The organism is Pseudomonas sp. Pseusp18 (assembly GCF_059506005.1).
Map to the genome: position 1 here is coordinate 1,549,020 of NZ_CP169240.1, position 25,280 is coordinate 1,574,299.

The window sequence follows — 25,280 nt, forward strand, 5'->3', positions numbered from 1 at the left end:
AACACACGCACATAAAAAAGCCCCGCCTGGGATCACCAGGCGGGGCTTTTTAGTGGCCGATGGAATCAGGCGAGGGGTTTAGGCTCGTGCTCTTTTTCCAGGGCTTGCTCGTGTTGCTCTACCGCTTCTTGAACGGAGCGCGGTGCTTCGTCGATCACGGATTCAACCGGCTCGGCAGGCACTTCAGCGGCCGGGGCAGGGGCAGCCTCGACGACTTCAGCAACAACCGGTGCTGGCTCGGCAGCGGCCGGGGCAGCAGCGGCAGCCAGTTCGGCTTCCTTCTGCAGACGCTCGGCTTCACGCTTGCGACGACGCACTTCACGCGGGTCGTTCGGTGCACGGCCACTTGGGGTCAGAGCGCTGACAGGAGCGGCTTCGACCACGGGTGCAGCTTCGGCAACCACCGGTGCTTCAAGCAGCGGAGCAGGCTCGGCAGCCGCAACCACTGGCTCGGAGGCCATGGTTTCAGCCGCTGGGGCTTCAGCAACTGGAGCCTCGGCGACTGGCGCTGGAGCTTCGACTGCAACCGGCGGCTCGGCAACCCAGTTGAACGTGGTTTGTTCTTCACGAACTTCGCGAACTTCACGTGCCGGTTCAGCCACTGGCGCTTCAACTACAGGTTCTGCAGCAACCACTGGTTCAGCGGCAGCTTCGACTTCCGGCTGTGCTTCACGCACCGGTGCCACTTCGATTTCCGGAGCGGCGATGACTTCTACCGGCGTGGTCGCTTCAACCACTGGCGCTTCAACCGGAGCGGTTTCCAGAACGGCAGCAGTGGCGCGTTCGGCTTGCTCGTTGGCTTGTGCTTCAGCAGGTGCGCTGATCACGGTGCTGGCAACGGCTGCGGTAACAGCCAGGCCGGCGGCCAGATCGGCAGCGCTTGGCGCTTCGGCGTTTTCAGCGGATTCGGATTCTTCCGAACCTTCGATCACGTTGCCGTTGGCATCGCGCTGACGCTCACGACGGTTGCTGCGACGACGCTGGCCGCGGGAGCGGCGGCGTGGACGATCGCCTTCGGCGACTTCCTGACCGTCTTCCTGCAGTTGCTCTTCGTTGGTTGGCAGCTCTTCTTCGGCTACGGCGGCAGCAGCTTGCTCGGTGCGTGGCTGGCGTTCTTCACGCGGTGGGCGTGGAGCGCGTTCTTCGCGTGGCTGACGGACCGGACGCTCTTCAGCGGTGGCAGCGGCGGCCGGAGCGGCATCCAGAGGCTCGCGCAGTTCACGAACCGGACGTTCTTCACGCTCGCCACGTGGCTTGCGATCTTCACGCGGTGCGCGCGGTGCACGTTCTTCACGAGGGGCACGTGGAGCGCGTTCTTCGCGGGCGACTGCTGGCGTTTCTTCGCGGGCTTCACGTGGCTCACGTGGTGCGCGCTCTTCGCGCGGTGCACGTTCCTCACGAGGCTTGCGCTCTTCATCGCGGCGACCGTTACGGTTGCGGCTCTGCTGACGACCGTTGCGACGCTCTTCGTTGCGGGCAGGGCGCTCGGTGGTCGCTGGTTTTTCAACCACAACCGGAGCAACAGGCTCTTCCTTGGTCGCGAACAGGCTGATCAGCGACTTCACCAGGCCCTTGAACAGGCTTGGCTCTGGCGCGGCGACCGGTGCAGCTACTGGAGCGGCGACGACTTCGGTCGGAACCGGAGCGTTGGCGCGGGCCGGTGCAGTCTTGACCGCGGCTTCCTGGCGAACCAGGGTGCGGGTCGCGGCGGCTGGCTGGACTTCTTCGACTTCGGCAGCGGCAGCAGCGATTTCATAGCTGGACTGATTGATGCTGGCTTCCGGGCTGTCATCGCGCAGACGCTGAACTTCGAAGTGCGGCGTTTCGAGGTGATCGTTCGGCAGAATGACAATGCGGGCACGGGTGCGCAGTTCGATCTTGGTGATCGAGTTGCGTTTTTCGTTGAGCAGGAACGCCGCCACCGGGATCGGCACTTGGGCGCGAACTTCGGCGGTACGGTCTTTCAGGGCTTCTTCTTCGATCAGGCGCAGGATCGCCAGCGACAGCGATTCAACGTCACGGATGATGCCGGTGCCGTTGCAACGCGGGCAAACGATGCCGCTGCTTTCGCCCAGTGATGGACGCAGGCGCTGACGGGACATTTCCAGCAGGCCGAAGCGCGAGATGCGACCGACTTGCACGCGGGCGCGGTCGGCTTCCAGGCATTCGCGGACTTTCTCTTCCACGGCGCGCTGGTTCTTGGCAGGGGTCATGTCGATGAAGTCGATGACGATCAGGCCGCCGATGTCGCGCAAGCGCAACTGACGGGCGATTTCTTCGGCGGCTTCAAGGTTGGTCTGCAGAGCGGTTTCTTCGATGTCGCTGCCTTTGGTGGCGCGCGCCGAGTTGATGTCGATGGACACCAGGGCTTCGGTCGGATCGATGACGATGGAGCCGCCGGAAGGCAGTTCGACGACGCGCTGGAAGGCGGTTTCGATCTGGCTTTCGATCTGGAAGCGGTTGAACAGCGGAACGCTGTCTTCGTACAGCTTGATCTTGCTGGCGTACTGCGGCATCACCTGGCGAATGAAGGTCAGGGCTTCGTCCTGGGCTTCAACGCTGTCGATCAGCACTTCGCCGATGTCCTGGCGCAGGTAATCGCGGATGGCGCGGATGATCACGTTGCTTTCCTGGTAGATCAGGAACGGCGCGGCGCGGTCCAGCGAGGCTTCTTTGATGGCGGTCCAGAGTTGCAGCAGGTAGTCGAGGTCCCACTGCATTTCTTCGCTGCTGCGGCCAAGGCCTGCAGTGCGAACGATCAGACCCATGTCGGCCGGTGCAACCAGGCCGTTGAGGGCTTCACGCAGTTCGTTGCGCTCTTCACCTTCGATGCGACGGGAGATACCGCCGGCACGCGGGTTGTTCGGCATCAGAACCAGGTAACGACCGGCCAGGCTGATGAAGGTGGTCAGGGCGGCGCCCTTGTTGCCACGTTCTTCTTTTTCGACTTGAACGATGACTTCCTGGCCTTCGCTCAGGACGTCCTTGATGTTGACGCGGCCTTCAGGGGTTTTCTTGAAGTATTCGCGGGAGATTTCTTTGAGGGGCAGGAAGCCGTGGCGCTCAGAGCCGAAATCGACAAAGGCAGCCTCAAGGCTTGGTTCGATGCGAGTAATCCGGCCTTTATAGATGTTGGCCTTCTTCTGCTCGCGTGCACCGGATTCGATGTCCAGGTCGTAGAGGCGTTGGCCATCTACCAGTGCAACACGCAACTCTTCAGGTTGAGTCGCGTTAATCAGCATTCTTTTCATGTAGTACCGTCGGTTTCCGGGCTGCCGGAAACGGCGTTCGGCACACACGACTTCTCACGGTCGGTGTCAGGTGCGTCGGGAGTGGTTGGCCATTCCCGTGTCCAGCGATGTCCGACCAATTGGGCCGGTATCGCGACGTACGCGTCCTGCTTGCTGTGGCTACTTAAGCACTCAGTCAGGAGGAGGAATCAACCGGCGGCTGTGGACGAGATGAAGCGTCTTGATAAAGCCTATTGCTACACAGTCCAGCGGTTGTGCATCTCCACCCTACACGTATCCCTGATAATTCGGGTGCTGCCGCGCGCAGAATCCGCAGCGGGTTGGCATTTACCGTGAGCTCCGAAAGGGGAGGTCACGCATCATGGCTAATTTAGGCGTTGTTTCCGAAGCGTTCGCTCGGGGTCGTTTGCAGCTGACTGCACTTTGTGAACTGGCCGTGAATATTTGCTCGGAAGGCGAGTGAAAACTCTGCTTTGCGGCATGATTCAGGCCTTATGTCACCTGCGCTTGTTACAACTGCAAACTCTGCCGTTACGTAGCGAAAGCCCCGTAGGACGGCCTCTCGTCCTCGTGAATTGCGTTGGTCAGGGCCGGTTTTTGACCGTTAGTCCGCTGTCCAGGCCACTTTTGGCGGCGTTCGCGACTATAGCAGCAATGATTAAGTGCTTCAATTCCATAAAAAATTGTTATCATCCGCACCATGACGACTACTGCCCCTTCGACCCCAGGCGTACAACTGCTTGAGGTCTCGCCGGAATATGCCGGCCAACGTATTGATAACTTCCTTCTCGCTCGGCTCAAAGGCGTGCCCAAGACCTTGATTTACCGCATTTTGCGTAAAGGCGAAGTGCGGGTGAACAAAGGTCGGATCAAGCCCGAATACAAGCTGCAGGCGGGCGATATCGTGCGCGTGCCGCCGGTGCGAGTGCCCGAACGCGACGAGCCCGTGCCGCTGGCTCAGGGGCTGCTCCAGCGCCTCGAGGCCTCGATTGTCTACGAAGACAAGGCGCTGATCGTGATCAACAAGCCCGCTGGCATCGCGGTTCACGGCGGCAGCGGCTTGAATTACGGCGTCATCGAAGCCTTTCGTCAGTTACGTCCTGATGCAAAAGAGCTCGAGTTGGTTCACCGCCTCGACCGGGACACGTCCGGCCTGCTGATGATCGCCAAAAAGCGCAGCATGTTGCGTCACTTGCATGCCGCATTGCGCGGTGATGGCGTCGACAAACGCTATATGGCGCTGGTGCGCGGCAACTGGGCGACCTCGATCAAGCAAGTCCGTGCGCCGCTGCAAAAGAGCAATCTGCGCTCCGGCGAACGCATGGTCGAAGTCGACGAAGAGGGCAAGGAGGCGCTGACCGTGTTCAAGGTGCTGCGCCGCTTCGGTGACTTTGCCACCATGGTCGAAGCCAAGCCGATCACCGGTCGCACTCACCAGATTCGCGTCCATACTTTGCATGCCGGGCATTGCATCGCCGGCGACACCAAGTACGGCGATGAAGATTTCAGCAAGGAAATTCGTGACCTGGGCGGCAAGCGTCTATTCCTGCATGCCTACATGCTGACCGTGCCGCTGCCTGATGGCGGCGAGCTGAAGTTGCAGGCGCCGGTCGACGAAATGTGGGCCAAAACCGTGGAGCGATTGAGTGCGCCCATCTGATTACAAGCTGCTGATTTTCGATTGGGACGGTACGCTCGCAGACTCCATTGGTCGGATTGTCGAGGCGATGCACGTGGCGTCCAGGCGCTCCGGCTTTCCGTTGCGCGATGATTTTGCGGTCAAAGGCATTATCGGTCTCGGGTTGCCGGAAGCGATTCGCACCTTGTATCCCGAGATTGGCGACGGCGAAATGATGGCTTTCCGTGACTATTATGCGGAGCACTACATCGCAGCGGAGGCTGTTCCTTCGCCGTTGTTCGAGGGTGTGCTTGAGTCGATGGAAGCGTTTCGTGCCGACGGCTATCACCTGGCGGTTGCCACCGGCAAGGCTCGGCGCGGGCTGGACCGGGTGCTCAAAGCTCACGGCTGGGAAGATTATTTTGATGTCACTCGCGCAGCCGATGAAACGGCCAGCAAGCCGCATCCGTTGATGCTTGAGCAGATTCTCGCCCATTGCGAGGTTCGCCCGGAGCAGGCGCTGATGGTCGGGGATTCGTCCTTCGATCTGCAGATGGCACGCAACGCTGGCATGGATTCGGTGGCGGTCAGCTATGGCGCTCAATCGATTGAGGCGTTGCAGCAGTTCGAGCCGCGACTGTCCATTGATCGTTTTTCAGAATTGCGCGCCTGGCTGAGTCAGCGGGCATAACGGTTTTTTGCAGGGGTAAATGTCATGACCGACGAATGGAAAGCACCCGCCAAGGCGAGCGCAGAGAGCGGTGACGAGAAAAGCTGGAAGCTGCTGGAAAAGACCTTGCTGGCCAACGTGCAGGAGCATCGCCGGTCCCGCCGCTGGGGGATTTTCTTCAAGCTGCTGACCTTTGCATATCTGTTGCTTGCGTTGTTCTTGTTCTCGCCGCTGATGGATGTAGAAAAAAGCGCCACTCGCGGTTCCGGTTACACGGCGCTGATCGACATAACCGGCATGATTGCCGAGAAAGAGCCGGCGAGTGCAGATAATATCGTCGGCAGCCTGCGTAAAGCCTTCGAGGACAACAAGGTCAAGGGTGTGATCCTGCGGATCAACAGTCCGGGCGGCAGTCCGGTGCAGTCGGGTTATGTCTATGACGAGATCCGTCGTTTGCGCGGCCTGCATCCGGATACCAAGGTTTACGCGGTGATCTCGGATCTGGGGGCTTCCGGTGCCTATTACATTGCCAGTGCGGCAGATCAGATCTATGCCGACAAGGCGAGCCTGGTGGGTTCCATTGGTGTGACCGCGGCCGGTTACGGTTTTGTCGGCACCATGGAAAAGTTGGGTGTCGAGCGTCGTACCTACACCTCTGGCGAGCACAAATCATTCCTTGATCCGTTCCAGCCGCAGAAGCCTGAAGAAACTCAGTTCTGGCAGGGTGTGCTCGACACCACTCATCAGCAGTTCATCAGTAGCGTCAAGAAGGGGCGTGGTGATCGTCTCAAGGACAAAGATCATCCGGAGCTGTTCTCCGGGCTGGTCTGGTCAGGTGAGCAGGCGCTGCCGCTGGGCTTGATTGATGGTCTGGGTAGTGCTAGTTCGGTGGCGCGTGACGTGATTGGCGAGAAAGAGATGGTGGACTTCACTATCGAGGAGTCGCCGTTTGATCGCTTCTCGAAAAAGCTCGGTGCCAGCGTGGCTGAGCATTTGGCGATGTGGATGGGCTTCCAGGGGCCGGCATTGCGTTGATTCTCTTGTAATGCAAAAAAACCGGCTTCTGCCGGTTTTTTTAAGATCAAAAGATCGCAGGCTTCGCCAGCTCCGGAGGTTGCGTGCGCCCGTTGAATGGCGGGTGCACATGGTCAATGTAGGAGCTGCCGAAGGCTGCGATCTTTTGATCTTTTGATTTTTAGGGAATCTGCACACCTTCAGCCAGCAACATGTCGACCAGGCGAATCAGTGGCAGGCCGATCAGGCTGGTGGCGTCAGCGCCTTCGGTGCTTTGAAACAGGCTCACCCCCAACCCTTCAGCCTTGAAGCTGCCAGCGCAGTCGTAGGGCTGTTCGGCGTGCAGGTAGCGTTCGATGCGTGTTGCGTCGAGTTCGCGCATGTGCACGGTAAACGGCACGCAGTCGACCTGGCAGTGGCCGGTCTGGCTGTTGAGCAATGCCAGGCCGGTGAGGAATGTCACGCTGGCACCGCTCGATGCGAGCAGTTGTTCGCGGGCCTTTTCGAAGCTGTGTGGCTTGCCGATAATCCGCTGGCCCAGTACCGCGACCTGGTCCGAGCCGATGATCAGGTGGGCGGGGTGACTGGCGGCAAGTGCGCGGGCTTTTTCTTCGGCGAGGCGCTTTACCAGTTCGATGGCTGACTCGTTCGGGCGATGGCTTTCGTCAATATCCGGCGAGCTGCAAGTAAACGGCAACTGCAGGCGGGCCAGCAATTCCCGGCGATAAACCGAGCTTGAAGCGAGTAATAAAGGCAGCATGCGCATCTCCAAAGGGCAAGGGGCGGATTCTAACGCAGGCTCAAGTGGCGGACAGGGCTGAATTTCCTTTGACATGGCTGGGGGCATCCCTATAATGCTGCGCCTATGTTGAATGACCCGATTCCACCTCACGTTGACCCGCGCAAATTGGCTGACCGTGGCACCACCCTTCAAGGTGAAATGCTGCTGGCCGATTTGGAGAGACTCTGCGACCCGCTTTCCGACAATGTCGGTACGGTGCAGGCTAAATTCGTTTTTGAACGAGATGAACGTAAGTCTGTGGTAATCCACAGCTTTATCGACACCGAAGTCAAAATGGTTTGCCAGCGTTGTCTTGAGCTGGTCACCCTGCCGATCCATAGCGAATGCAGTTATGCTGTGGTGAAGGAGGGTGCGAATACCCAGTCGTTGCCGAAAGGTTATGACGTGCTGGAACTGGGCGAAGATCCATTGGATCTGCAGTCACTGATCGAGGAGGAGCTTCTGCTCGCCTTGCCCATTGTGCCTGCTCATCATCCGGAAGAATGCCAGCAGCCGGCGGGAGCAGATGAGCCCGAACCGAGCGAGGACGAGGTAACGCGGTCCAACCCGTTCAGTGTATTGGCGCAGTTAAAGCGTGACCCAAACGTTTAGGAGTTAATCAATTATGGCTGTTCAGCAGAACAAAAAATCCCGCTCTGCCCGTGACATGCGTCGTTCGCACGATGCTCTCGAGGCTAGCACCCTGTCTGTAGAAAAAACCACCGGTGAAGTTCACCTGCGTCACCACGTATCGCCAGAAGGCGTATACCGTGGCCGTAAAGTGATCGACAAGGGCGCTGACGAGTAATCCTTGTCCGCTCAAGTCATCGCGATTGACGCAATGGGCGGGGACTTCGGTCCCCGCAGCATTGTTCAGGCCAGCCTTGCTTGTCTGTCAGCTACGCCCTCGCTGCACCTGACCCTTGTCGGTCAACCCTCCCTACTTGAAGAATTGATCGCTGGCCAATCGGCTGTGGATCGCTCGCGTCTGTCGATTGTGCCGGCGTCCGAAGTCATCACCATGGACGAAAAGCCTGCCCAGGCCCTGCGTGGCAAGCCTGATTCGTCGATGCGCGTGGCGCTGGAGTTGTTGCGTGATGGCAAGGTCCAGGCGTGTGTCAGTGCCGGCAATACCGGTGCGCTGATGGCGTTGTCGCGGTTTGTGCTCAAAACCTTGCCGGGGATCGATCGGCCGGCCATGGTTGCCGCCATTCCGACAGAGAAAGGTTTCTGCCAGTTGCTCGATCTGGGCGCCAATGTCGATTGCAGTGCCGAGCATCTGTTGCAGTTTGCGGTGATGGGGTCTGTGGCGGCGCAAGCCTTGGGTGTCGTTCGTCCACGGGTCGCGTTGCTGAATATCGGCACCGAAGACATCAAGGGCAATCAGCAGGTCAAGCTGGCGGCGACCCTGCTGCAAAATGCGCGTGGCCTGAACTATATCGGGTTTGTCGAGGGCGACGGTTTGTACCGTGGCGAGGCGGATGTGGTGGTGTGTGACGGCTTTGTCGGTAACATCCTGCTCAAGTCCAGCGAAGGCCTGGCGACCATGATTGCCGGGCGCATCGAAGCCCAGTTCAAGAAAAATTTCGCGTCGAAACTGGTAGGCGCACTGGCGCTGCCGCTGATGAAGCGCTTGCAGGCCGAGTTGGCGCCGGCACGCCATAACGGCGCAAGTTTCCTCGGTTTGCAGGGAATTGTCGTGAAAAGTCACGGTTCGGCGGGGGTTCAGGGCTTCCAGAGTGCGATTCAGCGAGCCTTGATCGAGATCCAGGAAAACTTGCCGGAACGCCTTCACGGGCGCCTGGAAGATTTGTTGCCTTAGGCGTTTTCGTCAGACAATGCTTAAATGTGACCGCTCAGTTCAATGAGCCATCCAACTGTCAGTTTCTTGCGTTCCCCTGGCGGGACGTCAATTCTCCGACGACAAGATCATTAGGGGCTTGTTACATGTCTGCTTCCCTCGCATTCGTCTTTCCAGGACAGGGTTCGCAGTCCCTCGGCATGCTGGCCGAGTTGGGCGCGCAACACCCGGTGGTCCTTGAAACATTCAAAGAAGCTTCCGATGCTCTGGGTTACGACCTGTGGGCGCTGACCCAGCAAGGGCCGGAAGAGCAACTCAATCAAACCGATAAAACCCAGCCGGCCATTCTGACCGCCTCGATCGCCTTGTGGCGTCTGTGGCTGGCTGAAGGCGGCGCGCGTCCGGCTTACGTTGCCGGCCACAGCCTGGGTGAATACAGCGCTCTGGTGGCTGCGGGCAGCCTGAGCCTGGGCGCCGCGGTGAAGCTGGTAGAGCGTCGCGGTCAATTGATGCAGGAAGCCGTTCCGGCCGGGCAGGGCGGCATGGCCGCTATCCTCGGTCTGGACGATGCTGACGTGCTGGCAGCCTGCGCCGAAGCGGCGCAAGGTGAAGTGGTCAGCGCAGTCAACTTCAACTCGCCGGGCCAGGTAGTGATTGCCGGCGCCAAGGCTGCGGTCGAACGCGCCATCGAAGGCTGCAAGGCGCGTGGTGCCAAGCGCGCCATGCCGTTGCCGGTCAGCGTGCCGTCCCACTGCGAGTTGATGCGTCCGGCCGCCGAGCGATTCGCCGAGTCGATCGCCGCAATCGACTGGCAGGCGCCGCAGATTCCGGTAGTGCAGAACGTCAGTGCCGACGTGCCGGCCGATCTGGAAACCCTCAAGCGCGATCTGCTTGAACAGCTTTACAAGCCTGTGCGCTGGGTCGAATCGGTCCAGGCGCTGGCTGCCAAGGGCGCGACCCAACTGGTCGAGTGCGGCCCGGGCAAGGTCCTGGCCGGTCTGAACAAGCGTTGCGCCGAAGGCGTGTCGACCTCTAACCTCAATACCCCAGATGCTTTCGCTGCCGCCCGTGCAGCGCTGGTCTGATCAAGGAGAAGCTTGCATGAGTCTGCAAGGTAAAGTTGCACTGGTCACCGGTGCCAGCCGTGGTATCGGCCAGGCTATCGCTCTGGAGCTGGGTCGTCAGGGTGCCATCGTTGTCGGCACTGCGACCTCCGCATCGGGTGCCGAGCGTATTGCCGCCACTCTGAAAGAAAACGGTATTCAGGGCACCGGCCTGGAACTCAATGTCACCAGCGACGAGTCCGTAGCGGCCGTGCTGGCGAGCATTCAGGAGCAGTTCGGTGCGCCGGCGATCCTGGTCAATAATGCCGGTATCACCCGCGATAACCTGATGATGCGCATGAAAGATGACGAATGGCATGACGTTGTCGATACCAACTTGAACAGTCTGTTCCGCCTGTCCAAGGGCGTTTTGCGCGGTATGACCAAAGCCCGTTGGGGGCGAATTATCAGTATTGGCTCGGTTGTGGGTGCCATGGGCAATGCAGGCCAAGTAAACTACGCAGCCGCCAAGGCCGGTCTGGAAGGTTTCAGCCGTGCGCTGGCGCGTGAAGTCGGTTCGCGTTCGATTACGGTAAACTCGGTGGCCCCAGGGTTCATCGACACCGATATGACCCGCGAACTGCCCGAGGCGCAGCGTGAAGCCTTGCAGACGCAAATTCCGCTGGGTCGTCTGGGGCAAGCTCAAGAGATCGCGTCTGTGGTCGCTTTTCTTGCGTCCGACGGTGCGGCTTACGTTACTGGGGCTACAATCCCGGTGAACGGCGGGATGTACATGAGTTAAATGTGACGGATTGCTTCAAAAAAATGTCATACGAGCTGTCTAAAATCCGTTATAAAGCTGCAATCTATTTTATCGGCAGAGGGCCGCAGGGTTTGAGGAGTGAAGCTTTCAGTTGAAAAACTGAAAAGTCTTTCTATACACTTACCCACTGGCCAGCTGCCTGAATTTGTCCATTAGGAGTGAAAACAAGGTATGAGCACCATCGAAGAGCGCGTCAAGAAAATCGTTGCTGAGCAACTGGGCGTTAAAGAAGAAGAAGTGGTCAACACCGCTTCCTTCGTTGAAGACCTGGGTGCCGACTCCCTTGACACCGTTGAGCTGGTGATGGCTCTGGAAGAGGAATTCGAGACCGAAATCCCTGACGAAGAAGCTGAAAAGATCACTACTGTACAAGCAGCAATCGACTACGTTACCAGCCATCAGGCGTAATAGTTTTTAGTCGTCGCTCGCTGTCATGGAAAAACCGCACTGCCATCATGGCGTGCGGTTTTTTCTTTAGGCCTTGTGCGAAGTCGTCATTTGAAAAAAGGAGAGTGCTGTGTCGCGTAGACGCGTCGTAGTCACCGGTATGGGTATGTTGTCGCCACTGGGCACGGATGTGCCGAGCAGCTGGCAGGGCATTCTGGCTGGCCGCAGTGGCATTGGTCTGATCGAACACACCGACCTTTCTGCCTATTCCACCCGTTTTGGCGGCTCGGTAAAGGGCTTCAATGTCGAGGAATACTTGTCGGTCAAGGAAGCCCGCAAACTCGACCTGTTCATTCAATACGGTCTGGCTGCAGGTTTTCAAGCCGTGCGTAACGCAGGTCTTGAGGTTACCGACGCCAATCGCGAGCGTATCGGCGTGGCCATGGGTTCGGGTATTGGCGGTCTGACCAATATCGAAGACACCAGCCGCACACTGCATGATTCCGGCCCACGGCGGATTTCTCCGTTTTTCGTGCCTGGCTCGATCATCAATATGATTTCCGGTTTCCTGTCCATTCACTTGGGTGCACAGGGACCTAACTACGCCATCGCCACGGCGTGTACCACCGGTACGCACTGCATCGGCATGGCGGCACGTAACATCATGTACGACGAAGCCGACGTAATGATCGCCGGTGGCGCCGAGATGGCCGCGTGTGGTCTGGGCATGGGCGGCTTTGGTGCCTCCCGCGCGCTGTCGACCCGCAACGACGAGCCGACCCGTGCCAGCCGTCCATGGGACAAGGGTCGTGATGGCTTCGTGCTGTCCGACGGTGCCGGCGCATTGGTTCTCGAAGAGCTGGAGCACGCCAAGGCCCGTGGCGCGACCATTTACGCCGAGCTGATCGGTTTCGGCACCAGTGGCGATGCCTACCACATGACCTCGCCACCGGCCGATGGCGCGGGTGCTGCGCGTTGCATCACCAATGCCTTGCGCGATGCGAAGATCAATGGCGATCAGGTGCAGTACATCAATGCCCATGGCACTTCGACCTCGGCTGGCGACCTCGCCGAAGCCTGTGCGATCAAATCGGTGTTCGGCGATCACGCCTACAAACTGGCCGTCAGTTCGACCAAGTCCATGACCGGTCACCTGCTGGGTGCGGCAGGCGCGGTCGAGGCGATCTTCAGCGTGCTGGCCATCAACAGTCAAGTAGCCCCGCCGACCATCAACCTCGATGAGCCGGACGAAGGCTGCGACCTCGACTTCGTACCCCACACCGCGCGCGGCATGGATATCGACGTGGTGCTGTCCAACTCCTTCGGATTTGGCGGTACCAATGGCTCGCTGGTGTTCCGCCGGTTCGCTGACTGATGGACAGCTGGGTCGACGGTCAACCGGCTGACGCTTTGTCGCTGAAAGATCGCGGCCTGGCTTACGGCGATGGTCTGTTCGAGACCATCGCCGTCAAGGGCGGGCAGCCGTTGTTGCTGGATCGACATTTGTCGCGTCTGGCCGAAGGCTGTTCGCGCCTGGCGATTACCACCGATCATGAGCTGATCCGCGCGGAGCTGCTGGCCTATGCCGCCGCACTGGGCGAGGGCGTGCTCAAGCTCATCCTCACCCGCGGCGACAGCCTGCGCGGTTACGCCCCCGATCCCTCGGCCCAGGCCCGGCGCATTCTGCAAGGCAATCCTCCCGCTGCCTATCCGGCCGTGCATGCGAAGCAGGGCATTCGTCTGTTCCCTTGTACGACACGGCTTTCCAAACAGCCCTTGCTCGCCGGTCTCAAGCACCTGAATCGTCTGGAGCAGGTTATCGCCCGTTCCGAATGGCAGGACACCGAGCATGCCGAAGGCTTGATGCTGGATCAGGTCGGGCGGGTGATCGAAGGTGTGTTCAGTAATCTGTTCCTGGTGCGCGATGGCGTGCTGGTGACCGCCGATCTCAAGCGTTGTGGCGTGGCAGGCGTGATGCGTGCCGAATTATTGTTTCAAGCCGAGACACTGGGGATCCCCACACAAATCACCGACATTACCCTCGAACAGCTGCAATGGGCTGATGAGGTCTTTGTCTGCAACAGCGTTTATGGGGTTTGGCCGGTGCGCGCCTATGCCGCACTGAGCTGGCCGGTTGGGCCGCTCACCCGTAAACTCCAAACCATTGCCCGTGCGCTACTGGATGCTTGATTCGTGAGACGTAAATTATTGCTGCTGCTGGAAACCGGACTGGTTCTGGCGGGGCTGTTGGCGGGCGCTTGCGCCTGGAAAATCCATTCGGCGCTGGAACAGCCGCTGAACATCGCCCAGGAACAGCTGTTGGAAGTGCCCAAAGGCACTACGCCGAACCGCACTTTCATTCGACTTGAAGCCGATGGCGTCATCAAGGACGCTTTCTGGCTGCGTGTGTACTGGCGCTTCAACCTGGCGGGTCAACCGCTGCACAGCGGCGAATACCGCATGGTTCCCGGCATGACAGTCGAAGGGCTGATCGACCTGTGGAAGCGCGGGGAAATGGTTCAGTACAGCCTGACACTGGTCGAAGGCTGGAATTTCCATCAGGTCCGCGCAGCCCTGGCCAAGGATGAAAAGCTTGAACAAACCCTCAACGGTTTGAGCGACAGCCAGGTGATGGACAAGCTCGGGCACGGCGGGATTTTCCCGGAAGGGCGCTTCTTCCCCGACACGTACCGTTTCGTGCGTGGCATGACCGACGTCGATCTGCTCAAGAAGGCTTACGACCGCCTCGACGAAGTCCTCGCCAAGGAGTGGAGCCAGCGTGCTGCCGACGTGCCCTACACCGAACCCTATCAGGCGCTGATCATGGCCTCGCTGGTGGAAAAGGAAACCGGTGTGCCGCAGGAGCGCGGGCAAATCGCCGGCGTGTTCGTGCGGCGCATGGAGATGGGCATGTTGCTGCAGACCGATCCGACGGTGATCTACGGTTTGGGCGATCGCTATAACGGCAAGTTGACCCGCGCCCACCTCAAGGAGCCGACGCCGTATAACACTTACCTGATCGCTGGCCTGCCGCCGACACCGATTGCGATGGTCGGCCGCGAGGCGATCCATGCGGCGTTGAATCCGGCGGACGGCAACAGCCTGTATTTTGTTGCGCGCGGTGATGGCAGCCACGTGTTCTCCGATGATCTGGACGCCCATAACAATGCAGTGCGGGAGTTCCAGCTCAATCGCCGTGCCGATTACCGTTCCAGCCCGGCACCGACTACCGCGCCGCAGACAGAAGATGCCCAGGCGCCAATCCCGGCGGCTTCACCCGATACGGCGGCCGAAGACGTGCCACAAGTTGCGCCGAAAGACTCTGCACAAGAGTCTGCGCCAGCGCCAGCGCCAGCGCCCGCGTCGCAAAGCCCGCAATGACTCTGATTAAAGGACTGCCTGTGACTGGCTTGTTTATTACCCTGGAAGGCCCGGAAGGTGCCGGCAAGAGCACCAATCGCGAATACCTGGCCGAGCGTCTGCGCGCCGCCGGGATCGAGGTGGTGTTGACCCGGGAGCCGGGCGGCACGCCCCTGGCCGAGCGAATCCGCGACGTGCTGTTGGCGCCGGTCGATGAGGTCATGAACCCCGACACCGAGCTGCTGTTGGTGTTCGCTGCGAGAGCCCAGCACCTGGCCGAGGTGATCCGCCCGGCGCTGGCCCGTGGCGCGGTGGTTTTGTGTGATCGTTTTACCGATTCGACCTATGCCTATCAGGGCGGTGGTCGCGGTTTGTCGCTGGAGCGCATCGCGACCCTCGAAACGTTTGTCCAGGGCGATCTGCGCCCGGACTTGACGCTGATCTTCGATCTGCCGGTGGAAGTGGGCCTGGCCCGCGCCAGCGCCCGCGGTCGCCTGGACCGTTTCGAGCTTGAAGGCCGCACGTTCTTCGATGCCGTGCGCAGTGCCTTCCTTGAGCGTGCCAAAGCGGATCCTGCGCGTTATGTCCTGGTGGATGCCGCTCAACCGCTGGCGCAGGTTCAGCAGTCTCTGGATGCCTTGCTGCCACGTCTGCTGGAGTTGACCCGTGGCTGAAGCCTATCCGTGGCAGGACAGTCTCTGGCAGCAATTGGCCGGTCGTGCCCAGCACGCCCACGCCTATCTGCTGCATGGCCCGGCCGGGATCGGCAAGCGGGCGCTGGCCGAGCGGTTGATGGCCAGTTTGTTGTGCCAGCGTCCGACCGCCCAGGGCGCCTGCGGTGAGTGCAAATCCTGTTTGCTGCTGAAGGCCGGTAGTCATCCCGACAACTACATTCTGGAGCCGGAAGAAGCGGACAAGGCGATCAAGGTCGATCAGGTGCGTGACCTGGTCAGCTTCGTGGTTCAGACCTCGCAGATGGGCGGTCGCAAAGTGGTGCTGATCGAGCCGGTCGAGTCGATGAACATCAACGCCGCCAACGCCCTGCTCAAAAGCCTTGAAGAGCCGTCCGGCGACACCGTGCTGCTGCTGGTCAGCCACCAGACCAGTCGTCTGCTGCCGACTATCAAGAGCCGTTGCGTACAGCAGGCTTGTCCGTTACCGAGCGAAGCCATGAGCCTGGCGTGGCTGGCCAAGACGTTGCCGGACTGCTCGGAAGACGAGCGCATTGAACTGCTGACCCTTGCTGCCGGTTCGCCATTGGCCGCGGTCAAATTGCAGGCCCAGGGCGTGCGCGAGCAGCGGGCGCTGGTGGTCGAGGGCGTGAAGAAGTTGCTCAAGCAGCAGCAATCACCGACGCAACTGGCCGAGGAATGGAAAACCATTCCCATGTTGCTGCTGTTCGACTGGTTCTGCGACTGGTCGAGCCTGATCTTGCGGTATCAGTTGACTCAGGATGAAGCAGGGCTAGGGCTGGCGGATATGCGCAAGGTGATTCAATACCTGGCGCAAAAAGCCGCTCAGGATAAAGTCCTGAATATCCAGGACTGGATTCTCGCCCAGCGCCAGAAAGTGATGAGCAAGGCCAACCTCAATCCGGCGCTGTTGCTGGAGGCGCTGTTGGTGCAATGGGTATCCTTGCCTACCCAGAAGTGACTTTGAGTATCCTGTCTCGCAAATACTGTTCCTTTTTGACGGCGTCTGTTGCCGTCATGCTGCGTTGCCGCTCCTCGCCATAGCGGGCTATGACTCGTCGCGGCGCCTTGCTTGACGACAACAGACACTCGTCAAAAAAGGAACGTATTTGTGAGACAGGACACTAGACTCTGATCATCAGACAGTGGAGGTCAGCATGAACGAACCCATCAGTCCGGGGCCGCGCAATGGCATTTTGTCCTTGACCATCAAGGACAGGTCCGTGCTCTACGCGGCCTACATGCCATTCATCAAGAACGGTGGCCTGTTTATCCCGACCAACAAGAGCTACAAGTTGGGTGATGAGGTTTTCATGCTGCTGCACCTGATGGACGAACCGGAAAAGATCCCGGTCGCCGGCAAGGTCACCTGGATTACCCCTAAAGGTGCCCAAGGCAACCGCGCCGCTGGAGTCGGCGTGCAATTCAACGAAGGCGATGACACCGCGCGCAGTCGAATCGAAACCCATCTGGCCGGAGCCCTGAAGTCCGACCGTCCCACTCATACGATGTAAGTTGCAGCCCTTTTATGCTTGTAGATTCCCATTGTCACCTTGATCGCCTCGACCTCACCGCCCACGACGGCTCCCTGGATGCCGCGCTCGACGCGGCCCGTCAGAGGGGAGTAGGGCACTTTCTGTGCATTGGCGTCAGCGTCGACAACGCCGCCGACGTCAAAGCCCTGGCCGAGCGCTACGACGATGTCGATTGTTCGGTTGGCGTGCATCCTCTGGACGTACAGCCGGGTGCCGCTCCGGCGCTGGATTGGCTGTTGCGCGAACTCAATCATCCGCGGGTGGTGGCGATCGGGGAAACCGGCCTGGATTACCACTACGAACCGGAAGCGGCAGAGTTGCAGCAGGAGTCGTTCCGTCTGCACCTGCAAGCGGCGCAACAGACCGGCAAACCGGTCATCATCCACACCCGTGGCGCCCGGGCCGACACCCTCGAACTGCTGCGTGAGGCGGCGCTGCCCCAAGCAGGCGTGCTGCATTGCTTCACCGAAGACTGGGACATGGCCAAGGCTGCGCTGGATATGGGTTATTACATTTCCCTGTCCGGTATTGTCACTTTTCGCAATGCCGATGCCTTGCGCGATGTGGCCAGCAAAGTGCCGGCCGACCGCTTGCTGGTGGAAACCGACTCGCCGTACCTGGCGCCGATCCCGTATCGCGGCAAACCGAACCTGCCGCAGTACGTGCGTGAGGTAGCGGAATTTCTGGCAATGTTGCGAGGCGAGCGCTACGAGCGATTTGCCGAGCAGACTACCGAGAATTTCAAGCGGTTATTTCCGTTGGCGCACGTCAGGGCATCGGCGTAACGTTGGAAAAAGTCGCAACCTGTGGCGGGCTTTGCTCTCAAATCGCAGGCAAAAAAAACCCGGGTTCTGGGGGGTGAATCCGGGTTAAGACCATTAGGAGTAAAACAAAGGCACGCAATCCTTTGGTACCTTCATCGGCGCGACACTTGGGGGAGATGCCTCGCCGACAGTTGAAGTATTGATCAGTATCGCGCCGAGTCCAGTTTGGTTGGTCGGGTTTTTAAACAAATTTGGAATACGTGCGCTTCGGTTGAGTTCTCATCAACCGGCGAGGTCGCGTGAATTCATCAAGAAACACATATATGGTCGGATGATCCGTGCATTTTGGCGCAAGTTAGGCATAATACGCGGCTTCGAATTTTGACCCCTACAGACCTTTTCTTATGCATAAAGAACCTCGTAAGGTCCGTGAGTTTCGTCGCCGCGAGCAAGAAATTCTCGATACCGCGCTCAAGCTGTTCCTCGATCAAGGTGAAGACAGTGTCACCGTCGAGATGATTGCTGATGCCGTAGGTATCGGCAAAGGCACGATCTACAAGCACTTCAAATCCAAGGCGGAGATCTACCTGCGTCTGATGCTCGATTACGAGCGCGATTTGAACGAGCTGTTGCATTCCGCCGATGTCGATAAGGACAAGGAAGCCCTGTCCCGGGCCTACTTCGAATTCCGCATGCGCGATCCGCAACGCTATCGGTTGTTCGATCGCCTGGAAGAAAAGGTGGTCAAGGGCAACCAGGTGCCGGAGATGGTCGAGGAACTGCATAAGATCCGCGCCTCGAACTTCGAACGCCTGACCCTGCTGATCAAGGGCCGGATCAGCGAAGGCAAGCTCGAAGACGTGCCGCCTTACTTCCATTACTGCGCAGCCTGGGCGCTGGTGCATGGCGCCGTGGCGCTGTATCACTCGCCGTTCTGGAGCAATGTGCTGGAAGATCAGGAAGGTTTCTTCCAGTTCCTGATGGACATCGGCGTGCGCATGGGCAACAAACGCAAGCGCGATACCGACACTCCGAGCAGCTGAGCCATCCAGTTGTCTAATTGCGCCATGAGCCATGATTTAGCTACGTGGCGCAGTACCGCAGGAATATACTCAGGCATAGGGCTTGCTAAAACTTGATTTGTGAGTCAAGTTTTGCGCGTTCGAATCTTCTTTCGCCGGAGTGATCCATGATCGTTGACCGTCAAGGCAGGCGTTTTCGCAATTTGCGGATCAGTCTGACCTCCGCCTGCAACTACGCCTGTACCTACTGCGTGCCCAACGGCAAGCGACTGGTGGCTGCGCAGGATGAGTTGTCGGCCGAGGCGATGGCACGCGGCGTGGCCTATCTGATCGAAGCAGCCGGCATCGAGCGCCTGCGCATTACCGGTGGCGAGCCACTGGTCAGCCCCAAACTCGAAGCCTTCATGACCGCCGTCGGGCAGATGGGCCTGGCGGACATCAGCCTGACCACCAATGGCCAGTTGTTGGCGAAGAAGCTGCCGCTGCTGGTGGATGCCGGCATTCGGCGCATCAACGTTTCCCTCGATACCCTGGACGCCGGGGCTTTCCGCAGCATTGCCCGCGGCGGCGATCTGGCGACCGTGCTCGACGGCATGGCCCAGGCCGCGGCAGCCGGCATGAAGATCAAGGTCAATATGGTGCCGCTGCGTGGGCAAAACCTCGATCAGGTGATGCCACTGCTCGATTACTGCCTGGAACGCGGCTACGAGCTGCGCTTCATCGAGTTGATGCGCATGGGCCACCTGGCCAGCGACTCCAACGCCTTCCTGCAACAGTTCGTCAGCCTTCAGCAATTGCTGAGCCTGATCGGCGAACACTACGAATACCTGCAGGCCGACGCGCCGGTCGATGCCACGGCGGTGCGCTACGAGATCCCGGGGCAGGGCCACTTCGGTGTGATCGCCAACGAAAGCGTCCCGTTCTGCCGTACCTGCTCGCGTCTGCGCTTGTCGTCCACTGGCTGGCTGCATGGCTGCCTGTCGTCGAGCAATCGCCACTATGTCGGCGATCTGCTGGACAAACCTCGTCACCAGGCATTGCCGGCGTTGCAGCGACTGCTGGTGAAGGCTCTGGGGGACAAGCAGGAAGTGGCGTTCTCCGGTGGCGCGACCATCATGAAAATCATCGGCGGCTGAACGGGCCTTGCGGTGAAGGGCGCTGCTGTGGCGAGGGAGCTTGCTCCCGCTGGGGCGCGAAGCGGCCCTAAAATTATCAAACACTCCGCATTCCCTGGAACTTACGACTGCTGCGCAGCCGAACGGGAGCAAGCTCCCTCGCCACAGGTCTGTTCAGACTGAAAATGCACATGACCTGAGCTGGCGCGGAAGCTGCATCCCATGGCCATTCGCCGGTTTTCCGTCACCGGCTTCTGGAGGGATAGGATGCGTAGCCTGGTTTTGCTGCTGGCCGTTTTGGCGCTTGGTGGCTGCATGAATGTCAGCGATATGGCCGAAGGAACTCGCTACCACATGAGCGACGCGGGGCTGCTGGACCACAGCGACAGCCGTCGCGTGAATAACATCCGCATTCAGCCAGATTCGTTCATCTACATCGCCCAGGGCGCCTTCGCGCCGCCGGGTACTGCTTATCCGCGACCTAACGTGGTGGCCGAAGAAGCCTTCAACGGCTTTATCGAATATTTCCCGATGGTCCGCCGTGCCCGCGCGCCGGAAGGCCTCGACGCCGCCATGGGCGAAGCCCGTGCCGCCGGTGCTCACTACCTGCTCTATACACGTTTTGCCAAGGCCGACGACCGCATCGGCAACACGGACGAATTGATCGATCAGGAACGCTCGGATCGCCTCGGGATCGACAGTGGCGTCATTCAGATCATGTTGATCGAGACCAGCACCCAGTATTTGATCGATACTGCACGTATCAAGAGTCGTGGCGGTTTACTGACGTTCCACGATAACAAGCCAGAAGATCTGCTGGGCCCGCCGCTTGAGCAATACGCTCGTAGCCTGCTGGGGATCAGCGACCAGTAATTCAAAGGAGAACGCCATGAGTGGCCCGCAAAAAGCCAATGACCTATTGGGACAAATCCCCAAAACCAAAGGCTTGCCACCGGTCCACTTGTGGAACCCCGACTTCTGTGGCGACATCGACATGCGCATCGCCCGCGACGGCACCTGGTATTACCTGGGCACGCCGATCGGGCGCAAGCCGATGGTCAAGCTGTTCTCCACCATCATTCGCCGCGACGGCGATGATTACTTTCTGATTACTCCAGTCGAAAAGGTCGGCATCAAGGTCGACGACGCACCGTTCGTGGCGATAGCCGTGGAAGTCGAAGGCGAGGGTGAGGCTCAGGTCTTGCGCTTTACCACCAACGTCGATGAAACCACCGATGCCGGTGTCGAGCACCCCATGCGTGTGGTGATCGACCCGGTGACTCAGGAGCCCGCGCCGTACGTGCATGTGCGCAGCAACCTTGAAGCGCTGATTCACCGCAATGTGTTCTACCAATTGGTAGAGTTGGCGGTGAGCCGTGAGCTTGACGGGCAGAGCTGGCTCGGCGTCTGGAGCGGTGGCGAGTTTTTCCCGATCGGACTTGAGCCGTAACGGGCTGAGCGCTGGAAACCAAACGGCCCGTTATTGCAACGGGCCGTTTTTTTATGGGCTTACAAACCCTTGCTCTTGAGCCGGGCGGCATGTTCAAGGTAGAGCATCACCGGGCTCACGTTCCAGCTGTTGATGCCGGCCATCTGATTGACTGCGTCGAAATGGTCCATGGGGTAATCCGAGCGGATCACTTTGCCCAAATGAGAGCTGTAGCGGCCGACCAGCCCATCATTGGCGTGCTTCTCTTTATAAAATAACTGCGACAGCACTTTACAGTTCAAATGGGTCGGGTCGAGGAGTTGCAGGCTTTGAAAGTTCTGCACGATCCCGCTCCAGGAGTAGTAATGCACGCCGTTTTCAATTTCTTTGCCTTCACCACCCCAAACCTTTGGCAGCCCTTGCGGATATTTGCGGTTGAAGGCGGCCAGGCCTGCGCTGGTCAGCGATTCGAACGCCGCTTGAGGGTCGACAGGATTTTCCGGGTGGCCGCTGATCAACGATATGAAGGTGCCGACTGCGCCCAGCAGAGCCAGTACCAACGCTTCGGGCAACTCTCCGGGTGTCAGTGCCTTGTGCAGTTGGTCGGCAATCTCGGAGCCGTGGTTAGGGCAACTGACCGAGGTGACCGACGCAACCTTTTCCGGGTACAGGGCCGCGACGTAGCGTGCGGCCAGCGGGCCTTGGCTATGACCGATCAGATTGACCTTGGCGGCTCCCGTTTCCCGCAAAATACGGTTGACGTGTTCGAGCAGTTTTTCGCCGCGTTCTTCATTGCCGTTAACGGTTGGAATATTCACGGCAAACACCTGGGCACCTGCGCGCTCCAGGGCTTCCTCGATTTCGAAGAAATACGGATAACCGGCGATTCTGTCGAAGCCGAAAAGACCGTGAACCAACACAATGGGGTATTTCGTAGACGCATCCATGTCCATGTTCATACCTGTCGATAGTGGATTTTGGTGAAGCTGCCTGATCTGTTGCGGGCTAACCGTAGTTTACAAAGCGGGAGGGTTCAAATCCCTTCGATCAAGGCAGGCAAGTCGTTATTTTCAAGGACACCTGAAAAATCCAATTGACACCCAATCATATGATGATTAGCGTGTGCATCCATCACGAACGGCTTTCGTATCGTTTCGCTTTTTTCACCGGGCGGTGAGGTACCCATGTCCAGCAGTTTTCACGCGTCGACAGTTGATTGGCTAGGGTGCTGGATTGCCGCCGGCCAGGTGAAACCCGGTCAAACCATCAAGGTTGAAGCCGACCTGGGCGAGCAGCTTGGGGTCAGCCGTACGGTCATCCGCGAAGCGATCAAAACCCTGGTGGCCAAAGGCATGCTCGAAGTCGGGCCGAAGGTCGGCACGCGGGTGTTGCCGGTACGGCGCTGGAACCTCTTCGATCCACAAGTCGTCGGCTGGCTGTCGCGCAGCGGTTTGCCGGAAAACTTCGTCGACGACTTGCTTGACCTGCGCCGCACCATCGAACCGATGGCGGTGCGTTGGGCTTGCGAGCGCGCGACGGTGGAACAAGTGCAAGCCGTGCTTCAGGCCTACAACGCGCTGGAACGAGCCGTAGACAGCGGCATCGATTACAACCGCGCCGACCAGTTCTTCCACGAGTGCATCCTCGCCGCCAGCCACAATCAATTCATCGAACAAATGGTCCCGGCCCTAGGCGCGCTGCTGGCGGTGTCTTTCGAAGTGTCTGCCGCCGACCCGGATGAACTGCGCCGTACCTTGCCGATTCACAAAGACATGGCCGACGCCATCGCCGCCCGGGATGCCGCGCGGGGTGTGTGGGCCTGCATGACCCTGATCGATAACGCCGACCTGGCGATCAAACGGTTTTACCCCCAAGTCATGGCCGACAAGAAGGCAAGCTGACCAGGCTCGCTCCCAGATAAAAGCAATAAAAAAGGAGGTTTCATGACGTGGACTGCGGTTACGGAGCACCGGGCGCGACTCGGTGAAGGTCCGTTCTGGGACGCACCGACCCAGGCGCTGTACTGGGTCGATATCGCCGGCCAGCAGGCGCTGCGATTGATCGGCGCCAATGTGGAAATCTGGCAGATGCCGGAACACGTGTCTGCGTTCATCCCCTGCGAAAGCGGCGATGCCCTGGTGACATTGAGCAGTGGGGTTTATCGGCTGGACTTGAACTCTCCCGGCCTGGAACCTCGGCTGACCTTGCTCTGTGTGGCCGATCCGCAACCCGGTAATCGCGCCAACGAAGCCCGCTGCGATGCCTTGGGCCGGCTCTGGCTGGGCACCATGCAGAACAACATTGGCGAGCAGGGCGAAGACTTGCCCATCGTGCGCCGCTCCGGTGGCCTGTTTCGCATCGACCGCGATGCTCGGGTCACGCCGCTGCTTCGAGGGCTCGGCATCCCCAACACATTGCTATGGAGCGACGACGGCACGACCCTGTATTTCGCCGACAGCCTCGACGGCACGTTGTACCAACATTTCATCCATACCGACGGCAACCTCGACACCGCCTGCGTCTGGTTTGGCCCCCACGAACGGGGTGGCCCCGACGGCTCGGCGATGGATGCCGAGGGCTATATCTGGAACGCCCGCTGGGACGGCAGTTGCCTGCTCAGGCTGACCCCGGACGGTCATGTCGATCGGGTGATCGAACTGCCTGTCAGTCGCCCCACCAGTTGCGTGTTTGGTGGCGAAGACTTCAAAACCCTGTACATCACCAGTGCGGCGAGTCCGCTCAACCACCCGTTGGACGGCGCGTTGCTATCGGTTCGAGTTGATGTGCCCGGAAAGTCTTGTCAGAGGTTTGCGGGCTAAATCCCAAAATATGGGATGTAAAATTATATATTGAGATTTGTTGGTGGCCAGGTTTATAGTCGGCCCCATCAGTTACACGCACTCACACTTAAAAAAACAAAACAGGTGAAGTGATGCAGCGATATTCCACCGTCCTCCCTTGGGGCGACAGTGCTTCAGGCCGCCCCGGCGCCCGGGCGTTGTCGCGCCTGCCTGCCTATTCCCAAAAGCCTTTTGACCGGACATCGACAGATGTCTGGTTTTCGTCGTGTTTTAAAACAGGAGTGTTGATCCATGGCTGAGCCCCTTTCCTTGCCACCGGTGCCCGAACCGCCCAAGGGTGAGCGCCTGAAAAACAAGGTCGTGCTGTTGACCGGCGCCGCTCAGGGGATCGGCGAAGCGATTGTCGCGACCTTTGCGTCCCAGCAAGCCAAGCTGGTCATCAGCGATATCCAGGCCGAGAAAGTCGAAAAGGTCGCGGCGCACTGGCGTGAACAAGGCGCGGATGTCGTGGCGATCAAGGCCGACGTATCGCGCCAGCAAGACCTGCACGCCATGGCCAAGTTGGCCATTGAGCTTCACGGCCGCATCGACGTGCTGGTCAACTGCGCCGGGGTCAACGTGTTCCGCGATCCGCTGCAAATGACCGAGGACGACTGGCATCGTTGCTTTGCCATCGACCTGGACGGCGCCTGGTATGGCTGCAAAGCCGTATTGCCGCAGATGATCGAGCAGGGCATCGGCAGCATCATCAACATCGCCTCGACCCATTCCTCTCACATCATTCCCGGCTGCTTCCCGTACCCGGTGGCCAAGCATGGCTTGCTCGGGCTGACCCGCGCCTTGGGCATCGAATACGCCCCCAAGGGCATTCGGGTCAACGCTATCGCGCCGGGCTACATCGAAACCCAACTGAACGTCGATTACTGGAACGGTTTTGCCGACCCCCAGGCCGAACGTCAGCGCGCCTTCGATCTGCATCCACCGCGACGCATCGGTCAGCCGATTGAAGTGGCGATGACCGCCGTGTTCCTGGCCAGTGATGAGGCGCCATTCATCAACGCTTCGTGCATCACTATCGATGGTGGTCGTTCGGTCATGTACCACGACTGAGTAATGCGGATTTCAGACGCGAAACTACGTCTGAAATCCAATCATCATACGATATGACTATTTG

At 59.3% G+C, this 25,280-nt stretch carries 26 protein-coding genes; 23 read left to right on the top strand and 3 right to left on the bottom strand.

The annotated features are described in order from the left end of the window. Positions 1 to 65: 65 nt before the first annotated feature. Positions 66 to 3,251 carry a ribonuclease E gene (rne, locus tag ACEN9A_RS06850; RefSeq protein ID WP_026345953.1) on the bottom strand — a complete coding sequence of 1,062 codons (3,186 nt, stop codon included), beginning with the start codon at positions 3,249 to 3,251 and terminating at the stop codon, positions 66 to 68. A gap of 700 nt (positions 3,252 to 3,951) precedes the next feature. Between rne and rluC the strand changes: the two genes are divergently transcribed. From rluC to sppA, 3 genes are read left to right on the top strand one after another with little or no spacing between them, the layout of a single operon-like run. Then, positions 3,952 to 4,911, top strand: coding sequence for a 23S rRNA pseudouridine(955/2504/2580) synthase RluC (gene rluC, locus ACEN9A_RS06855; protein WP_007941997.1), 960 nt, complete (start codon positions 3,952 to 3,954; stop codon positions 4,909 to 4,911). Then, positions 4,898 to 5,560: an HAD-IA family hydrolase gene (locus ACEN9A_RS06860; protein ID WP_019650429.1), complete on the top strand. Its 663-nt coding sequence runs from the start codon at positions 4,898 to 4,900 to the stop codon at positions 5,558 to 5,560. The genes rluC and ACEN9A_RS06860 overlap by 14 nt, the downstream gene beginning before the upstream one ends. Before the next feature lie 24 nt (positions 5,561 to 5,584). Continuing rightward, positions 5,585 to 6,574, top strand: coding sequence for a signal peptide peptidase SppA (gene sppA / locus ACEN9A_RS06865; protein ID WP_258672802.1), 990 nt, complete (start codon positions 5,585 to 5,587; stop codon positions 6,572 to 6,574). Positions 6,575 to 6,734: 160 nt separating this feature from the next. Here sppA and ACEN9A_RS06870 read toward each other — a convergent pair whose 3' ends face one another. Beyond that, positions 6,735 to 7,313: a Maf family protein gene (locus ACEN9A_RS06870; protein WP_019650431.1), complete on the bottom strand. Its 579-nt coding sequence runs from the start codon at positions 7,311 to 7,313 to the stop codon at positions 6,735 to 6,737. Positions 7,314 to 7,418: 105 nt separating this feature from the next. Here ACEN9A_RS06870 and ACEN9A_RS06875 point away from each other — a divergent pair, with 105 nt between their 5' ends. The 17 genes from ACEN9A_RS06875 (at position 7,419) to ACEN9A_RS06955 (ending at position 21,326) form a co-directional block, all read left to right on the top strand. Beyond that, positions 7,419 to 7,946: a YceD family protein gene (locus ACEN9A_RS06875; protein ID WP_007942001.1), complete on the top strand. Its 528-nt coding sequence runs from the start codon at positions 7,419 to 7,421 to the stop codon at positions 7,944 to 7,946. A gap of 13 nt (positions 7,947 to 7,959) precedes the next feature. Next, complete coding sequence (gene rpmF / locus ACEN9A_RS06880) at positions 7,960 to 8,142, top strand: 50S ribosomal protein L32 (protein ID WP_003179396.1); 183 nt, start codon at positions 7,960 to 7,962, stop codon at positions 8,140 to 8,142. A gap of 3 nt (positions 8,143 to 8,145) precedes the next feature. Next, entirely contained in the window at positions 8,146 to 9,156 is a 1,011-nt protein-coding gene (plsX, locus tag ACEN9A_RS06885; protein ID WP_081625794.1) for a phosphate acyltransferase PlsX, read from the top strand. A gap of 125 nt (positions 9,157 to 9,281) precedes the next feature. Continuing rightward, entirely contained in the window at positions 9,282 to 10,220 is a 939-nt protein-coding gene (fabD, locus tag ACEN9A_RS06890; RefSeq protein WP_258672804.1) for an ACP S-malonyltransferase, read from the top strand. A gap of 16 nt (positions 10,221 to 10,236) precedes the next feature. Next, entirely contained in the window at positions 10,237 to 10,980 is a 744-nt protein-coding gene (fabG, locus tag ACEN9A_RS06895; protein ID WP_007942004.1) for a 3-oxoacyl-ACP reductase FabG, read from the top strand. A 192-nt stretch (positions 10,981 to 11,172) separates the two neighbouring features. Then, positions 11,173 to 11,409, top strand: coding sequence for an acyl carrier protein (acpP, locus tag ACEN9A_RS06900; RefSeq protein ID WP_003175607.1), 237 nt, complete (start codon positions 11,173 to 11,175; stop codon positions 11,407 to 11,409). A gap of 109 nt (positions 11,410 to 11,518) precedes the next feature. Continuing rightward, entirely contained in the window at positions 11,519 to 12,763 is a 1,245-nt protein-coding gene (gene fabF / locus ACEN9A_RS06905) for a beta-ketoacyl-ACP synthase II (protein WP_007942005.1), read from the top strand. Next, positions 12,763 to 13,578: an aminodeoxychorismate lyase gene (gene pabC, locus ACEN9A_RS06910; RefSeq protein ID WP_258672807.1), complete on the top strand. Its 816-nt coding sequence runs from the start codon at positions 12,763 to 12,765 to the stop codon at positions 13,576 to 13,578. The genes fabF and pabC overlap by 1 nt, the downstream gene beginning before the upstream one ends. A 3-nt stretch (positions 13,579 to 13,581) precedes the next feature. Next, a complete protein-coding gene (mltG, locus tag ACEN9A_RS06915) occupies positions 13,582 to 14,769 on the top strand; it encodes an endolytic transglycosylase MltG (RefSeq protein WP_258672809.1) in 1,188 nt (395 codons plus the stop codon). Positions 14,770 to 14,789: 20 nt separating this feature from the next. After that, the gene (gene tmk, locus ACEN9A_RS06920) at positions 14,790 to 15,422 is read left to right on the top strand and encodes a dTMP kinase (RefSeq protein ID WP_007942008.1); all 633 of its coding nucleotides are present in this window, start codon (positions 14,790 to 14,792) and stop codon (positions 15,420 to 15,422) included. Then, positions 15,415 to 16,401 (top strand): DNA polymerase III subunit delta', encoded by a 987-nt coding sequence (locus tag ACEN9A_RS06925; RefSeq protein WP_258672812.1) that lies wholly within the window; start codon positions 15,415 to 15,417, stop codon positions 16,399 to 16,401. Before tmk ends, ACEN9A_RS06925 begins: the two co-directional genes overlap by 8 nt. Positions 16,402 to 16,597: 196 nt before the next feature. Continuing rightward, complete coding sequence (locus ACEN9A_RS06930) at positions 16,598 to 16,954, top strand: PilZ domain-containing protein (RefSeq protein WP_019650437.1); 357 nt, start codon at positions 16,598 to 16,600, stop codon at positions 16,952 to 16,954. A 14-nt stretch (positions 16,955 to 16,968) separates the two neighbouring features. Then, a complete protein-coding gene (locus ACEN9A_RS06935; RefSeq protein WP_258672818.1) occupies positions 16,969 to 17,760 on the top strand; it encodes a TatD family hydrolase in 792 nt (263 codons plus the stop codon). Positions 17,761 to 18,143: 383 nt separating this feature from the next. Continuing rightward, positions 18,144 to 18,782, top strand: a complete 639-nt coding sequence (locus tag ACEN9A_RS06940) for a TetR/AcrR family transcriptional regulator (protein ID WP_186611511.1) — start codon at positions 18,144 to 18,146, stop codon at positions 18,780 to 18,782. Positions 18,783 to 18,928: 146 nt separating this feature from the next. Then, positions 18,929 to 19,897: a GTP 3',8-cyclase MoaA gene (locus ACEN9A_RS06945; RefSeq protein ID WP_018926212.1), complete on the top strand. Its 969-nt coding sequence runs from the start codon at positions 18,929 to 18,931 to the stop codon at positions 19,895 to 19,897. 246 nt (positions 19,898 to 20,143) lie between these two features. Then, a complete protein-coding gene (locus ACEN9A_RS06950) occupies positions 20,144 to 20,749 on the top strand; it encodes a DUF4823 domain-containing protein (RefSeq protein WP_019650440.1) in 606 nt (201 codons plus the stop codon). Positions 20,750 to 20,765: 16 nt separating this feature from the next. Further along, positions 20,766 to 21,326 carry a DUF1285 domain-containing protein gene (locus tag ACEN9A_RS06955; RefSeq protein WP_258672820.1) on the top strand — a complete coding sequence of 187 codons (561 nt, stop codon included), beginning with the start codon at positions 20,766 to 20,768 and terminating at the stop codon, positions 21,324 to 21,326. Between the two features lie 59 nt (positions 21,327 to 21,385). Here ACEN9A_RS06955 and ACEN9A_RS06960 read toward each other — a convergent pair whose 3' ends face one another. After that, positions 21,386 to 22,258: an esterase/lipase family protein gene (locus ACEN9A_RS06960; RefSeq protein WP_258672821.1), complete on the bottom strand. Its 873-nt coding sequence runs from the start codon at positions 22,256 to 22,258 to the stop codon at positions 21,386 to 21,388. Between the two features lie 231 nt (positions 22,259 to 22,489). Here ACEN9A_RS06960 and ACEN9A_RS06965 point away from each other — a divergent pair, with 231 nt between their 5' ends. The 3 genes from ACEN9A_RS06965 (at position 22,490) to ACEN9A_RS06975 (ending at position 25,216) form a co-directional block, all read left to right on the top strand. Continuing rightward, positions 22,490 to 23,206: a FadR/GntR family transcriptional regulator gene (locus ACEN9A_RS06965; protein ID WP_018926208.1), complete on the top strand. Its 717-nt coding sequence runs from the start codon at positions 22,490 to 22,492 to the stop codon at positions 23,204 to 23,206. 42 nt (positions 23,207 to 23,248) lie between these two features. Then, positions 23,249 to 24,124 carry an SMP-30/gluconolactonase/LRE family protein gene (locus ACEN9A_RS06970; RefSeq protein WP_258672822.1) on the top strand — a complete coding sequence of 292 codons (876 nt, stop codon included), beginning with the start codon at positions 23,249 to 23,251 and terminating at the stop codon, positions 24,122 to 24,124. 273 nt (positions 24,125 to 24,397) lie between these two features. After that, entirely contained in the window at positions 24,398 to 25,216 is an 819-nt protein-coding gene (locus ACEN9A_RS06975; RefSeq protein WP_019650445.1) for an SDR family oxidoreductase, read from the top strand. The last annotated feature ends 64 nt before the right edge of the window (positions 25,217 to 25,280 follow it).